General features: G+C 69.5%; 10 protein-coding genes. 5 read left to right on the top strand and 5 right to left on the bottom strand.

The annotated features are described in order from the left end of the window. Positions 1 to 15 precede the first annotated feature (15 nt). From OHU35_RS33470 to OHU35_RS33450, 5 genes are read right to left on the bottom strand one after another with little or no spacing between them, the layout of a single operon-like run. Positions 16 to 3,357 (bottom strand): alginate lyase family protein, encoded by a 3,342-nt coding sequence (locus tag OHU35_RS33470; protein ID WP_405507977.1) that lies wholly within the window; start codon positions 3,355 to 3,357, stop codon positions 16 to 18. Further along, positions 3,354 to 4,874 (bottom strand): glycosyl hydrolase family 28 protein, encoded by a 1,521-nt coding sequence (locus OHU35_RS33465; RefSeq protein ID WP_405507975.1) that lies wholly within the window; start codon positions 4,872 to 4,874, stop codon positions 3,354 to 3,356. Before OHU35_RS33465 ends, OHU35_RS33470 begins: the two co-directional genes overlap by 4 nt. A gap of 41 nt (positions 4,875 to 4,915) precedes the next feature. Further along, positions 4,916 to 5,779, bottom strand: coding sequence for a carbohydrate ABC transporter permease (locus OHU35_RS33460; protein WP_189721488.1), 864 nt, complete (start codon positions 5,777 to 5,779; stop codon positions 4,916 to 4,918). Beyond that, a complete protein-coding gene (locus OHU35_RS33455) occupies positions 5,776 to 6,771 on the bottom strand; it encodes a carbohydrate ABC transporter permease (protein ID WP_189721489.1) in 996 nt (331 codons plus the stop codon). The genes OHU35_RS33460 and OHU35_RS33455 overlap by 4 nt, the downstream gene beginning before the upstream one ends. After that, positions 6,768 to 8,117, bottom strand: a complete 1,350-nt coding sequence (locus tag OHU35_RS33450; RefSeq protein ID WP_405507973.1) for an extracellular solute-binding protein — start codon at positions 8,115 to 8,117, stop codon at positions 6,768 to 6,770. Before OHU35_RS33450 ends, OHU35_RS33455 begins: the two co-directional genes overlap by 4 nt. A gap of 608 nt (positions 8,118 to 8,725) precedes the next feature. Between OHU35_RS33450 and OHU35_RS33445 the strand changes: the two genes are divergently transcribed. The 5 genes from OHU35_RS33445 to OHU35_RS33425 all read left to right on the top strand — a co-directional run bounded on the left by OHU35_RS33445 (position 8,726) and on the right by OHU35_RS33425 (position 14,622). After that, complete coding sequence (locus OHU35_RS33445; RefSeq protein WP_405507971.1) at positions 8,726 to 9,739, top strand: hydroxyacid dehydrogenase; 1,014 nt, start codon at positions 8,726 to 8,728, stop codon at positions 9,737 to 9,739. 265 nt (positions 9,740 to 10,004) lie between these two features. Next, entirely contained in the window at positions 10,005 to 11,093 is a 1,089-nt protein-coding gene (locus OHU35_RS33440) for a LacI family DNA-binding transcriptional regulator (RefSeq protein ID WP_359888332.1), read from the top strand. A gap of 381 nt (positions 11,094 to 11,474) precedes the next feature. Further along, positions 11,475 to 12,812 (top strand): ABC transporter substrate-binding protein, encoded by a 1,338-nt coding sequence (locus OHU35_RS33435; RefSeq protein ID WP_405507969.1) that lies wholly within the window; start codon positions 11,475 to 11,477, stop codon positions 12,810 to 12,812. 8 nt (positions 12,813 to 12,820) lie between these two features. Next, positions 12,821 to 13,705: a carbohydrate ABC transporter permease gene (locus OHU35_RS33430; protein WP_189721494.1), complete on the top strand. Its 885-nt coding sequence runs from the start codon at positions 12,821 to 12,823 to the stop codon at positions 13,703 to 13,705. Further along, positions 13,705 to 14,622 carry a carbohydrate ABC transporter permease gene (locus tag OHU35_RS33425; RefSeq protein WP_189721495.1) on the top strand — a complete coding sequence of 306 codons (918 nt, stop codon included), beginning with the start codon at positions 13,705 to 13,707 and terminating at the stop codon, positions 14,620 to 14,622. The genes OHU35_RS33430 and OHU35_RS33425 overlap by 1 nt, the downstream gene beginning before the upstream one ends. Positions 14,623 to 14,704: the final 82 nt, after the last annotated feature.

Genomic DNA, 14,704 nt, shown 5'->3' with positions numbered 1-14,704 from the left:
TCCCATCGGTGGGTGCTACAGGGGGGTGATGCTCACCTCGTCGAACTCGGTGGTGCTGCGGGCCAGGGGGTCGCGGGAGCAGACCACGAGGCCCACGTAGTAGGGGGCGTCACCGAAGCCGGGGAGGTCTCCCTCGGCGAGGGGGGTGAAGGTGGCGCCGCCGTCGGTCGAGGCGGATGCGGTGAAGTGCGTCCCGGTGCGCTTCAGCCGCAGCAGGCAGGGAGCGGTGACCGCGCCGTTGCCCGTGAAGGTGGACTTTCCGGCGACGGTCGGGCGCAGCATCAGCTGGGCGCTGGTGCCGCCGGTGACGATCGCCCCGGCCGCCTGGTCGAACGGCGACAGGGACTTGGCCATGAGCAGGCCGACCCGGTCGCCGCCGGCTCCGGAACGGGAGACCAGCCGGACGGTGACCTCGCAGTCACCGTTGACGGGCCGTCGTACGAACTGGCCCGTCATGCCCTGGTTGTTGACCGTGAGGTCGGTCCCGGCGCCCCGCACCACGAAGGTCCCGTCCTCGTGGGCGGTGGAGCCGGGGGTCTGGACGGCGACCACGCCGAGGGTGCCGTAGGCGCGGTCGTCGAGGATGACATCGCCCAGGTCGCCGTAGCTCCAGGGCTCGGGCGGCGGGGTGCCGACCGTGAGGGTGAGGGTGCCGGTGGTGTCTCCGGCGGCGTTGCCCGCGGTGGTGGTGACCGTGAACGCGCCGGTCCGGGTGGGGGTTCCGGAGATCAGGCCGGTGCGCTGGTCGACGCGCAGGCCGTCGGGGAGTCCCTTCGCGGCGAACCGGATCGGCTCGTGCGAGGCGCGCAGGAGGTGCCGGAAGGGGACGCCCTTGTTCGCGAACGCCACTGCCGCTGAGACGAGTTGAGGTGTCGACGGCGTCGGCATCGTCGCCTTCGCCGGCTCCGACAGAGGGCCGCGTCCAGCGCGGTTCGTCTTCGCGACGGCGTAGTGGTAGGTCGTGCCGGGCTTGCCGGTGGCGTCGGCGTACCGGACGCGGGTGCCGAAGCCGACGGGGCCGATGCCGGTCGCGATCGTCTCGAACGGGCCCTTGGCGGAGGTGGAGCGCAGCACCTTGTAGCGGGCCGAGAGGTCCGGGTCGGTCCAGGCCAGCTCGACCGCGTCGGCGCCCGCGACGGCGAGGAGGTCACCGGCGGCCCGGGCGGGGCGCGGCACGGACCAGACGTCACCGCCCGTGCGGGAGGTGACGCTGACGTTGTCGGAGGCTCCGGTGCCGGTGCCGGCGTAGTCGGCGTCGACGCCGAGGCAGGAGGTGAGGGTCAGACCGACATGGACCGTCCTGCCCAACTGGACCTCGCCGGTGCCGACTTCGGTCCAGTGGACGCCGTCCGGGGAGATGGCGCCGGTGCAGCGGTCGCCCCGGCGGGTCACACGGACCCAGTACGGCATGCGCAGCCGGTAGCCGTCGCCCGCGCCCTCGACGTACGGGGCCTGAAGCGGGGTCGCCGACTCGGGCAGCTCGCCGAGGGAGGAGATCGGGAAGGCGGCGCCGGTCGTGATCGTCTGTTGCTGGGACGGCGGCACGGGCGTACTGCCGGTGCCCTTGACCCCGGCTCCCGCCTTCGGCCGTACGCTCCACACTCCGCTCCAGGTGTGCAGCGGGAGGCCCTGGATCAGCATGGCGGCGTGGGCCGCGTCCGCGTCCAGGCCGGCCCGTACGGTGACGCCGATCTTGGAGTACTGGGAGCTGAGCGGCCACACGATCCGCGCGGTGATCGTGCCGTCGCCGCGCAGCGGCAGATGGGCCAGACGGTGGGTGTCGGCGGTGCCGGAGGCCTCCAGCACGAACCGCTCGCCGTCGAAGACCGCCGAGCCGGGGATCCCGACAGCGCCGATGTCCCGGGTGGACCAGGGGGCGGGCAGACCGGGCGCCGCGGAGGCCCAGGCGGAACTACCGCTCCGCCCAAGGGAGTTGACGGCGACCACCGTGTAGTACGAGGTGCGCCCCGGGCGGGCACGGCGGTCGGTGTACGCCGGCTGGTCGACACCGGTGGCGATCTTCTCGTACGGCCCGTCGGCGCTGCTCGCCCGCAGGACGGTGTACGACTCGGCCCAGGCCGAGGGCAGCCAGGCCACGGTGACGGACCTGTCGGCGCCGATCGCGGTGACACCGGCCGGGGCGGTGGGCGCGGACGGGGCCGGGGCCTTCGTACCGGCGAAGGTGAGGGTGCCCCAGCTGGGCAGGTCGTCGTTGCTGCCCTCTACGACGCGGGCGCCGTCGGTACCGCGGAAGACGGCCGCCTTGGTGTACGGGGTGTCGAGGCCGCGGACACCGGCGTAGTGCGCGTACGCCATCTCATAAATGGGCGGCAGGGTGCCGCGGCCGACGGCCGAGACCGACGTCTTGACGTACTTGCCGGTGCGGTCCAGGTCGGGGACGAACGGGACGTCGCCGCCGAGGTTGTAGCGGGCGGCGTACTCGACGTTCTTCAGCAGCCGGTTGTCGTCGAAGGCGTACAGGTCGACGCCCTGGTTCCAGGCGACCTGCGCGGCGTCGGCGAGCAGGCCGACGGCGAGTTGCTCGTGGCCCTGGTCGCGGCCTGACTCCTGGCCCTGTCCCGCGTCGGTGACGATGCGGTGCGGGACGCTGCCGTTGCCCGCGCCGGCCGCGGCGAAGCGCAGGGCGTCCTCGAAGAGGGCCGGCTCCTCGCAGAACACGCCGATGGCCAGGATCGACTGGACGGAGGTGAGGTCCCAGTTGCCGTTGGCGTAGAGCATGTAGCCGGAGATCGCCGGATACCAGACGCGCAGGAAGGACTGCTCGCAGCGGGCGATGTCCTCCTTCGCCCAGCCGTCGTAGCCGCTGTGCCGCAGCAGTTCGGCCGCGTTGACGAACTTGAAGACCTGGAGGCCCGCGCCGAGGGGACCGTCGGCGCCGGTGATCGCGGTGAGGGACGCCGACCAGGCGTTGAGGATGTCCCGGGCCTTGTCGGCGTAGGCGCGCTCGCCCGTGAGGCACCACATCAGCGCGGTCTGGTAGGCGGCGGCCGAGTCGGCCACGGCCTGGTTCTGGAAGTTGGTGGGGCCCCGGCCCCAGGAGGTGATCTGGCCGGTGTTCTGGACGGTGTACGTCGACTTGGAGCGCGCGTGGGCGGAAAAGGCGAGGTAACCGTCGTAGACCGGCGTTTCCTTGGCGGCGACCGCGGCCTTCATCCGGGCCAGGTCGTCTGCGCTGTGCAGCAGTCCGGGGTGCGTGAACGCCCGGGGGTCTGCCGTGGCGGCCCGGGCGGTGCCGGGGGCGAGCAGGCCGCTCGCGCCGGACAGCAGCAGGGCGGCCGCACCGCCGAGGAAGCCCCGGCGGCTCGGTGCTGTCGGTCTCAGGGGGCTGGTGCTCATGACGCGGCGGCCGCCTCGGCGGTGGTGAGGAACTTCAGGTTCAGCACATGCTCGTTGGCGTGCATCGGAATGGTGTCGGTGGTGAGGTACCAGCCCGGCTTCTTCATCGAGTCGGCGATCACGGTGCCGTTGACGACGAGGTTCTCGAACGTGACGTCCTTGATGGCGTGCTTGGCGTCGTAGCCGAGCAGCAGGCAGGTCGCGAGCGGCTTGCCCGTGTAAGAGAGGTCCTTGACGTAGACGTTCTGGATGCCGCGGCCGACCGAGGTGTTGTACTTCGTGTTGTACATGACCCGCATGTGGATGAGCTGGCCCCAGCGGAAGTCCTCGACGCGTACGTTGTCGACCTTGACGTTCTTGATGAGGTTGCTGTCGCCGGGGTTGAGGGCGATGCAGCCCTGGTAGCCCATCTGGGGCTCGCGGTGGTCGCAGATGTCGAGGTTCTTGAAGGTGAGGTTCTTCAGCACCTCGGGGTTGTCGGAGTTGCCGTGCGTACCGACGTTGATGGGGTGGGCGACGTCCGCCCAGAGGGTGGAGTTGCGGACGGTGATGTCGCTCGTGTCGCCGTAGTACTCCCAGCGGTGGGTGTAGAGGGCGATGCAGTCGTCGGAGTTGCGCATGAAGACGCCGTCGACGACGACGTTGCTGCTGCAGAAGACGTCGATGCCGTCGCCCCAGCCCTTGGAGCTGAAGGAGCCGAGGCCCTTGATGGTGACGCCGGTGGCCTCGCCCATCTTGACGGCGTAGCCGTTCGGGTTGAGCACCGTGACGGCCCCGACGGAGATGTTCCTCGAGTTCTCGATCAGGACACCGCCGTCCACCGTCCCGGCCAGCACACCACGGCCGGTGATCCCGGCGTGCTCGACGTCGCGGAAGAGGACGGTCGCCTTGAGGACGGCGCCGCCGTCGAGGTACACCGTCTTGCCGGAGGGGACGGTCAGGTAGCCGTCGGGGGTGGTGTGGACACCGGGCCCGTAGTAGAGGACGTCGGGATCGTCCTGCTCGGGGATCTTCCTGTCGATCGCGCGGGCGAACAGGTGGAGGCAGTCGAAGATGTCGTCGTTGATCTGGACGACGACCTTGCGCGGCTGGTCGAGCGTGAAGTGAAGGGTGTCACCACCCACTTCGGGCTTGATGCCGTAGGAGTCCGGTCTCACCCGGACCTTGCCGGTGCCGCCCTTGAGGTAGGTGACCTCGACCTCGACGGAGCCCTGGAAGTCGAAGTACGCCAGCGACGAGTTGTAGACCTTGCTGGATCCGGTGGTCGCGTTGATCTCCGACAGCTGCGGGCGCCAGATGTCCAGCGTCTGCCACTCGCCTTCGGGGGCCGTACGGACCCGCACCTTGAAACTGGTGTTGGTCGGCATGGCGGCCGGGCGGGGGTAGGTCACCAGCTTCGGCGCGACGGCGGCCTCGTCGGCCCGGGCGGCCGTGGCCGTCAGGTTGGTCAGTCCGGCGGCCAGCACGGTGGCGCCGGCCGCCTGGAGGGCGCCTCGGCGGGACAGGGACGGGGTCATGGTGAGCTCCTTGCGGATACGAAGACGGGAGACGGCCGAGGTCACTTCAGGCCGGTGGTGGACATGCCGGCGACGAAGCCGCGCTGGGCGATCAGGAAGATCAGCAGGATCGGCACGACGTACATCACGGAGGCCGCGGCCTGGAGGTTGGCGACGGGCGTTCCGGCCGAGGTGACGTAGGTGGTCATGACGGCGACGGCCAGCGTCGACCTGTCGGCGGACAGCAGCAGCTGCGGGGCGATGTAGTCGCCCCAGGACCAGGTGAAGGCGATCACGAAGCTCGCGGACAGCACCGGCCAGGACTGCGGCAGGAAGATCCGCCAGAAGATGGTGCCGTAGCCGCAGCCGTCGACGATCGCGGCCTCCTCCAGCTCGCGGGGCAGCCCGGCGAAGAACTGCCGGAAGAGGAAGACCAGATAGGGGGCGGCGGCCAGTCCCCAGAACACCCACGGCCAGTACGTGTCGACCATGCCGAGCTTCGCGAAGATCAGATAGGTCGGCAGCAGGGTGATCATCTGGGGCAGCATCATCGAGCCGATGAGGATGCCGAACAGCGTCTTCCTGCCGGGGGCGTCCAGGCGGGCGAACCCGAAGCCGACCCAGGCCGAGCTGAGCGTGACGAGCGTGGCGTAGATCAGGGCGATGATCAGGGAGTTGCGGGCGTAGCCGAGGAAGTCGATCAGGTTGAAGGCGTCGGCGAAGTTGTGCCACTGGACGTGGGTGGGCAGCCAGTGCACGGGGGAGGCGGCCAGTTCCGCCGGGGTCTTCAGGCCGGACAGGATCAGCCAGCCGAAGGGGCCGATGAACAGCCCGGTGAGGGCGACGAGGACCGTGTAGAGGACGAGGCGGTTGACGCGCACCCGCACCCGGGGCGCGGAGGTCGGGGGCAGGCTGGTGGCGGTCACTTCTTCGCCTCCGGGTCGACGTTGTAGAACACCACGCCGGACGTGAACCTGAAGATGAGTCCGGTCACGATGAGGATCAGGACGAAGAGCACCCACAGCAGTGCGGAGGCGTAGCCGTAGCGGCCGAGCGCGAAGTACTGCGAGAACACATGCATCATGTAGAGGTAGTTGGACTGCGGAAGCGCGGTGACGCCGGCCGTGGTGCCGTCCGGGGACAGCAGCAGCGGCATGATGGTCTGCACCGAGGCGATGACACCGGTGACCGTCTGGAAGAGCAGGACCGGTGACAGCAGGGGCACGGTGATGCTGCGGAAGGTCCGCCAGGCGCCCGCCCCGTCGATGCGGGCGGCCTCGTGCAGTTCGCGGGGCACGTCCTGGAGCCCGGCCAGCGAGATGATCATGACGTTTCCGGCGGCCCACAGCACGCTCATCAGCAGCACGTAGCGGGCGTAGGGGTCGGCGAGCCAGCCGAGCGCGTCGAAGCCGAAGAGGGTGATGACGCCGTTGGCGGCACCGGAGTTCTGGTCGAAGAGCGCCTTGAAGGTGAGGCCCACGCCGACCGGGGGCACCACGGCCGGCAGATAGAGCAGGGTGCGGAACAGTCCGCGTGCCTTGACCGGCCGGTTGACCAGGACCGCGAGCCCGAGCCCGGCGATGATCGACAGCGGCACCGAGGTGAGGGCGAACAGGCCGGTCCGGCCGAGGGAGTGCCAGGTCTGGGGGTCGGAGAACAGCTCGGTGTAGTTGCCGAGGCCGACATAGCTCCAGTGCGGCGAGATGCCGTCGTAGGTGGTGAAGCTCAGCCACAGCGCGTACGCCATCGGCACGATCGTCAGCAGCAGGAAACCGATGATCCAGGGCGCGGTGAACAGGTAGAAAGCGCGATGCCTGCGCGCCGTCATGGAGATCCGGGGCCGCTGGGCCGGTGTCGTGCGGTCGGCGCGCGCGGCCGGGCCGGTCCGCCCCGTGACGGGTATCTGGTCGACCGTCATCCCACCTGCTCCTTACCGCGCTTCAGCTGCTCGTTCATGACCGCGTTCAGGCGGCCCGCCAGGGCGTCGACGGACATGCGGCCGTTCATCGCGGCCGGGGCCTCCTGGTTGAACAGGGCGTAGAGGGAGTCCGCCGAGGCGTAGGGGGTGTAGGCGATCACCGAGAAGTGCTTCAGCTCGGCTTGCTGCACCTTGAGCACGCGCTTCTGGTAGTCCTCCTGGGCCGGCATCAGCGGGCGCAGGGACTTCAGGGTGGGGATGCCCCAGCCGCCGGCGGCGCGGGCCTTGGCCGGTCCCTCGCCGAAGAACCACTCGAAGACCCGCCAGGCGGCGTCCTTGTTCTTCGCCTTCTTCGGCATCCACAGGCCGGTGCCCGCCTGGCAGGGACTGACCCGCCGGCCGCCCTCGAACACCGGGGCCGGTGCGAGGCGGGCACGCGGCGCCAGCTTCTTGTCGGAATTGATCAGGCCGCCGAGCCAGTAGCCGGAGTTCGACATGGCCATGCGGTTCGCCTGGAAGGTGGGCCCGTCCCAGGTGTTGGGGTCGGGCTGGACGATGCTGGGGCCGACCCGGGCCCTGCCGTACTCGATGTACCAGTTCAGCGCCTTGCGGGCCTCGGGGGTGGTGAAGTCGACGCGGGAGAAGTCGTCGGTGAAGAGACTGCCTCCGGCCGCCGCTGTGAGGCTCGCCAGCATGTTGGGCGTGAGCACGCCGTTGTAGCTGCCGCCGAAGACGGTCGTCTGGCCGTTCCTGCGGCGCGTGAGCCGCTTGGCGTTCTCCAGCCACTCCTCGAAGGTGACCGGCTCGGTCTCCGGCGGGTGGCCGACGCCCGCCTGGTCGAAGAGCGCGGTGTTGTACCAGAACATGGAGTCCTGGGAGAAGTCCTTCGCCATGCCGTAGCGGGGGCCCTTGCCCTGGGTGCGTCCGTCGAAGCGCCACAGGTCGTTGACGGGGTCCAGGTCGTCGACCTCGAGGACGCCGCTCCCGGCGAAGTAGAGGTCCAGGTCCTCCATGACGTCCCGCGCCGCGAAGTAGGGCGCGTCCGTGGCGCCGACACCGCGCACCAGGTCGGGCGGGGCACCGTTGGTCATCATCCCGATGAGCTTGGTGATGTCGTACCGCACCGTGACGATCTTGACGCCGATGTCCTTCTGGGCCTGTCTGACCAGCTCCGGGGAGAAGTCGTCGGGCTTGGCCATCACCGTGACGGTCTCGCCGCCGCCGCTGACGCCGCTGGAGACCTGCATCGCGCAGCCGCTCAGCGTCGCCGCGCCGGTCGCGGCGCCCGCTGCCGAGAGGGCGAGGAATCGGCGGCGGCTCAGGGAAGCACCAGCACGTGGGTGCATGAACGCACACCTCCTTGCGTTTCCGGCGTGCTTAGCAACCGGTTGTTGTGCGTGGGGCAGAGCTTCTTCCGGTCGGCATGGCGCGTCAAGGGCCTTGACGAACTTTCGAAAAGACTGTGTAACCTCGGCGTCATCAGCTTGAGGGCGGGTCAGACCTGTTTTCGGTCGGCGTGATCAAGCCATCGAAGAGCGCCTCGACCGTCATGACCAGGGGATGTTCGCGAGGTCGAGTCGGCAACAGATCGGGAACCGGTTGCTGAACGGACCGTCTGGGCGTCGAGACGTCGACGGCGGTGCACACAGGCCCCGCCCTCCCTCACCGAAACCGCAGTAATCGATTTCCACGGTCCGGCCTCGTACCGAGCTCCACGAGGGATCGCCACTCCGGCCCGATCCACCCGACCGCACCCGCCCCACTCCCCCACCTCACCGGCCTCACCCCCTCCCGTCGCGCCACGACCTGGGCTCATCACGGGCGTTGCGCCGAACCGGCACCTCCCGCCGCCCTCCCCGCCCTGCCGATTGACCGCCGCTTCCCGGCGGATCTACGGTAGAAGACGCTTTCTGAAACTGTTTCCGCTCCTCCTCCCTCTGCTCCCAGGAGAGTCATGCCCAGCCCTCAGCTGCCGCGGACCGTGTTCGCGATGGACCCGGTGCACCTCCCGCTGCTCTTCCCTCCGCCGCTGATGGAGCGACTGAGGCGCACGGCCGACATCGACCCCGGGTTGGTGGTGCGGGACTTCGCCGATCCGGCCGCGGCCGGGGCCCTGGCCCGTGCCGAAGTACTGATCACCGGCTGGGGCTGCCCGCACCTGGACGCCGGTGTCCTCGCGGCGGTCCCGAGGCTCGACGCCGTGCTGCACGCGGCCGGCTCCGTCCGCTCCCTGGTCGGCGAGGCCCTGTGGGAACGCGGGGTCACCGTCTCCAGCGCGGTGACGGGCAACGCCCTGCCCGTCGCGGAGTACACGCTCGCGATGATCCTGCTGGTGGGCAAGGACGCCTTCGACCACCGCGAGCACTTCCGCCGCACCCATGCCCATCCGGGCCCCGCCGAGACCGCCGCGACCGGCAACCTCGGCCGCCGCGTCGGGGTCATCGGCGCGTCCCGTGTGGGCCGCCGGCTGCTGGAGCTGCTGCGGCCGTTCGACCTCACCGTCCTGCTGCACGACCCGTATGTGAGCCCGGCCGAGGCCGCCGCGCTCGGTGCCGAGTCGCTGTCGCTGGAGGAGCTGCTCGGACGCAGCGACATCGTGAGCCTGCACGCCCCCGACATCCCCGAGACCCACCACATGCTCGACCGCGACCGGCTCGCCCTGGTGCGGGACGGGGGCGTGCTCATCAACACCGCCCGGGGTGCGCTGGTCGACCACGAGGCGCTCACCGGCGAGCTGGTCTCGGGCCGGCTCAGCGCGGTCCTCGACGTCACCGACCCGGAGCCACTGCCCGCCGGCTCGCCGCTGTACCACCTGCCCAACGTGTTCCTCACCCCGCACATCGCCGGCTCGCTGGGCAACGAACTGGAGCGGCTCGGCCGCATCGTGGTGGAGGAACTGGAGCGCCTGGTGGCGGGCGTGCCGCCGGTTCACGAGGTACGGCACGCGGATCTGGCGCGGGTGGCGTGACCCCCCGGCGGGCAGGCGGTCCGGCCCGACGGCACGGTGTGCGCATGCGTCCCGCACCACACCCGGCAGGCCCTTTCGGCCCGCTGTCCACAGGCCCTCCAGCCTGGAGTAACGATGGGATACGGTTTCCGCACCGGTGCGGGGCGGGTGCCCGGCCTCAGGTGCGTCAGGGCCGCTGCGGACCGGGGCGCGCCCGACCGGAGCGCACGGCGACGGGCCACACATCGGGCCATGCATCGGGCCACAACGTGAAGGAGCCGCAAGGGTGAGTCAGCGCAAGGCGACGAGTGACGCCGGCCGGGCGACCATCCGCGACGTCGCGGAGCGCGCGGGCGTCTCCGTGGCCAGCGTCTCGCGGGTGCTGTCCGGCAACTACCCGGTGTCGGAGGAGCTGCGCCGCCGGGTGATGAAGGTGGTCCGGGACCTGGACTACGTCACCAACGCCCACGCCCGCTCCCTCGCCGGCGGCGGCACACCGACCGTGGCGATCCTCATCAACAACATCACCGGCGCCGCGTTCGCGCACGTGGCGAAGGGCGTCGAGGGCGCCGCCACACTGCGCGGCTGGCTCTCCCTGGTCGGCACGACCGGCGACGACCCGGAGCGTGAGCTGGCCCTGGTGAACCTCATGCGGCAGCAGGGCGTGGCCGCGGTGATCCTGCTCGGCGGCGCCTACGACTACGACGAGTACCAGCTGCGCATGGCCCGCTTCGCCCGTTCCCTGGACGCGGCCGGCTCGCACCTGGTCCTGGTGGGCAGGCCCCCGCTGGAGGGCGACGTCCCGGCGACGACGGTCGACTACGACAACGAGGGCGGCGCCTACGCGATGGCCAGCCACCTGCTGTCGGCCGGTCACCGTCGCGTCCTCGTCCTGCCCGGACATGCCGAACTGACCACTGCCCAGGGCAGGCTGAAGGGAGCCCAGCGGGCCTTCGAGGCGTACGGCGTGCCCTTCGACCCGGGCATGGTCCGGCACGGCCCGTACGACTACGAGCACGGCTACGAGGCGGTCGAGGCGGCCCTGCACGACACGCCGGACTTCACCGCGGTGCTCGCCGGCACGGACGTGGTCGCCGCTGGCGCCGCGCAGGCCCTGCGCGCGGCGGGCCTGCGGGTACCCGAGGACGTCTCGATCGTCGGTTACGACGACATCCCGCTCGCCTCCCAGCTCACGCCCCAACTGACCACCGTGCACGTGCCGTACGAGGAGATGGGCCGGGTCGCGCTGCGCGCGGTCGCCGACCGGCGGGAGGGCGGCGCGGGCCGCCGCAAGAGCGCCGACGGCGACCATCTGGTGCTGGGCACGCATGTCGTGGTCCGCAATTCGGTGCGGCCGCCGGCTACGCGCGTCTGACGCTGCCGCGCGGAGTCGTTACGTAACCGTTTTCCCGAGACTTTACGGCCCTTTGCGGATTCCGTCGGCGCACCCGCCGCGCTGCGGACCGGCGGCTCCGACAGCGCTTTGACCTGTGCGTATAACGGGGCGGACGCGAGGTCTCACCGCACTCCCGGCGATAACCCGCCGGACAATCCGCCGTAACAAATTGACGCGCACCTCTTGCTCTGAGCGGATCCGTCCGCCTACCGTCCCAGCAACCGCTTACTACAGCTTCTGCTTGGCCGACCCCCCGCAACCGCGAGCCGACGGTTTTCCGGCCGCCGTTCCCGGCCGGCACACCGAGCCGCCGCCGTCCTCTCGTTCTGAGAACGTCCTATTCCGAAGGATCACGGTCAGATGAACTTCACCAGCCCCCGGAGAAGGTTCGCCTCCGCCGCTGTCGCGGGCATCGCGCTGACAGGTCTGCTCTCCGCCTGCGGCGGATCCGGCTCGGGCGACGACGCCGCGTCGAAGTCCGGTCCGGTCACCCTCCCCTTCTGGGGCTGGGCCAACGGCCAGGAGGCGGTCGTCAAGGCGTTCAACGCGTCGCACAAGGACATCCGGCTGAAGTACACGAAGGTCACCGACCAGCTGACCATGCAGAAGCAGCTGACCAACGCGGTGAAGGCCGGCAACGCCCCCTGCCTGGTGCAGAACACCGCCGAGTACGTGACCAGCTGGGTGTCGCAGGACGCGCTCGCCGACATCACGCGGTACGTCAAGGGTGAGAAGGACGAGTTCAACACCGGCGCCTGGGCGAGCGCGCAGGTGCAGGGCAAGCTCTACGGCGTTCCCACCAGCTCGGCGCCCCAGTTCACGATCTACCGCACCGACATCTTCGAGAAGTACGGCCTGAAGCCCCCGGCCACCTGGGACGAGTTCATCGCCGCCGGCAAGGTGCTGAAGAAGCACGGCATCAAGATCACCAACTACGCCGGTGAGGACCCCAGCACCCTGGAGGTGCTCGCGATGCAGGCCGGGGCGCACTGGTACGCGATCGACGGCAACGCCTGGAAGGTGGACTTCCAGGACGAGGGCACCCTCAAGGCCGCGAAGGTGATCCAGGAGATCATCGACAACGACCTGAACGCCAAGCTGTCCTTCGCCGACTACGCGGCCGTGCAGCGCAGCTACGACACCGGCGCCACCGCGACCCGGCAGATCTCCACCTGGCAGATGGCCGGCATGGTGCAGAACTTCACCAAGTCCTTCGGTGACTGGGCCCTGGCCCCCTGGCCGACGTACCGGGGCGAGGCGGCCAAGACGCCGGCCGGTACGAACCTCACCGGCAGCGTGACCCTGGTGACCAAGCAGTGCGAGAACCAGGAGCAGGCGGCGAAGGCGGCGCTGTGGATGTCGACGAACCAGGACGCGGTCAAGACGATGGCGAGCCCGGAGACCGGCAACGGCGTGATGCCGGCACTGAAGGACAGCGGCTCCTACGTCGGTGAGTCGATCTCGCAGAAGCTGCTCGGCAAGAACTACGAGCCGGCGCAGAAGGTCGTGACGGACAGCCTGGGCACGGTCACCACCGACTGGACCTACGGGCCCAACTGGACCGCGATGTTCACGGAGTTGCAGGCCGGCTGGGCCAAGGTGGTCAACAAGCAGGAGAAGGTCACCGACCTGCTCGCGCACATGCAGGAGTGGACGGTCAAGGACCTGAAGTCCCGCGGTATCAGCGTCAAGGGCTGAGGCATTCGATGATTCGCTCCCTGCGCTGGAAGGGTGCCGCGTTCACGGTGCCCTTCCAGCTCGGCTTCGTCTTCCTGTATCTGCTCCCGATCGGCTACGCCGTCTACGAGTCGCTGTTCACGGAGAAGCAGTCCGGGCTCGGTCTCGGCGGCGCGACGACGGAGTTCGTCGGGCTCGACAACTACTCGCAGGGCCTGACCGACTCGGCGTTCATGAACTCCATCCTGCGGGTGGTGCTCTTCGCCTGTGTCCAGATCCCGTTCATGCTGCTGATCAGCCTGCTGCTGGCGCTGTTCCTGGACGCGCTCACCTCCAGGGTGGCCAGCCGGTTCCGGATCCTGCTGCTGGTGCCGTACATGATCCCCGGCGTGGTCGCGGCGATCGTCTGGGTCAATCTCTACAGCCCGGACGTCGGTCCGCTCACCCCGATCGGCAAGGCCCTCGGCTTCGACTGGAACTTCTTCGCGCCGTCGATGGTGTGGCCGTCCATCGGCAACCTGCTGACCTGGCACGGCATCGGCTACAACATGGTGATCATCTACTCGGCGCTGCAGGGTGTGCCGCGCGAGCTGTTCGAGGCGGCCCGGCTGGACGGGGCCTCCGAGCTGCGGATCGCGCGCAGCATCAAGATCCCGTTCGTGCGCGGGGCGCTGGTCCTGACGGGGCTGCTGTCGATCATCCAGATGCTGCAGATCTTCAACGAGCCGGCGCTGTTCCGGAACATCACTCCGCAGACGGTCAGCGACAGCTTCACCCCGATCATGATCATCTACAACCAGGCGTTCAACGCGGGCAATTACAACTACGCGGCCGCCCTGTCCGTGCTCCTCGCCCTGATCCTGGGTGTCGCCTCCTTCCTCTTCTACCGGCTCACCTCGAAGGAGGCCGACTGATGGTGCTGACCGAGCGGACCGCCACCGAGCGGCCCGAAGTCCGCGGCGTGCGGCGCCTGTCCCGTCCGGATCCGGCCTCGCGCGGGCGGGGCGGCCAGCGCTTCCTCCTCGTCGGGCTGGCCCTGGCGAGCGCGTACAGCCTGTTCCCGGTGTGGTGGCTGATCGTCGCCGCGACCAAGGACCGCACGGCGCTGTACCAGAGCAACGGCCTGTGGTTCTCGGGCTGGCACCTGTGGGACAACCTGCAGCAGGTGTTCACCTACCAGGACGGCATCTTCCTGCGGTGGACGGCCAACTCGTTCCTGTACGCCGGTGTCGGCTCGCTCGGCGGCACGCTGATCGCCCTCGCAACCGGTTACGGACTGGCCCGCTTCGACTTCCCGGGCCGTAACGCGATCTTCGCGTGTGTCGTGGGCTCGTTCCTGATCCCGATCGCGCTGCTCACGCTCCCGCTGTATCTGCTGTTCTCGGCGATCGGCATGGTGGACACCCCGTGGGCGATGCTGATCCCCTGCCTGATCAACCCGTTCAGCGTGTATCTGGCCAAGGTGTACACCGAGGCCACGATCCCCTACGAGTTGCTGGAGGCGGCCCGGATCGACGGCGCCGGCGAGTTGCGGATCTTCTTCAGCATCGTGCTGCGGATGATGACGACGGGCGGCGCGACGGTGTTCCTGCTGGCCTTCGTGAACACCTGGAACGCCTTCTTCCTCCCGCTGACCGTGCTGCGCGGCAAGGAGAACTGGACGCTCAACCTCGGCCTCTACAACTGGACCGGCACCCGGCTGGAGTCCGGCATCGACCTGACCGGTCTGGTGCTGACCGGTGCGCTGCTGTCCATCGTGCCGATGGCGATCATGATGGTCGCGATGCGCCGCTACTGGCGGTCGGGCGTGACGCTCGGCGCCCTCAAGTGATCCCGGCCGTCCTTCTTCCCTGACTCCCAGGGGTCGCGGGTGACCTGACTCCCCGCGGCCCCCGGGTGCCCCACTCCCCCGG

Origin of the sequence: Streptomyces purpurascens, from assembly GCF_045040895.1 — a bacterium.
GTDB lineage: Bacteria > Actinomycetota > Actinomycetes > Streptomycetales > Streptomycetaceae > Streptomyces > Streptomyces purpurascens.
Note: the sequence above shows the minus strand (reverse complement) of the source record. Positions and strands in the feature narration are given on the sequence as shown.

Coding starts and splice junctions, on each gene's coding strand:
- OHU35_RS33430 (WP_189721494.1), top strand. CDS start 12,821: ATGATTCGCTCCCTGCGCTGGAAGGGTGCCGCGTTCACGGTGCCCTTC.
- OHU35_RS33445 (WP_405507971.1), top strand. CDS start 8,726: ATGCCCAGCCCTCAGCTGCCGCGGACCGTGTTCGCGATGGACCCGGTG.
- OHU35_RS33455 (WP_189721489.1), bottom strand. CDS start 6,771: ATGACGGTCGACCAGATACCCGTCACGGGGCGGACCGGCCCGGCCGCG.
- OHU35_RS33450 (WP_405507973.1), bottom strand. CDS start 8,117: ATGCACCCACGTGCTGGTGCTTCCCTGAGCCGCCGCCGATTCCTCGCC.
- OHU35_RS33465 (WP_405507975.1), bottom strand. CDS start 4,874: ATGACCCCGTCCCTGTCCCGCCGAGGCGCCCTCCAGGCGGCCGGCGCC.
- OHU35_RS33425 (WP_189721495.1), top strand. CDS start 13,705: ATGGTGCTGACCGAGCGGACCGCCACCGAGCGGCCCGAAGTCCGCGGC.
- OHU35_RS33435 (WP_405507969.1), top strand. CDS start 11,475: ATGAACTTCACCAGCCCCCGGAGAAGGTTCGCCTCCGCCGCTGTCGCG.
- OHU35_RS33470 (WP_405507977.1), bottom strand. CDS start 3,357: ATGAGCACCAGCCCCCTGAGACCGACAGCACCGAGCCGCCGGGGCTTC.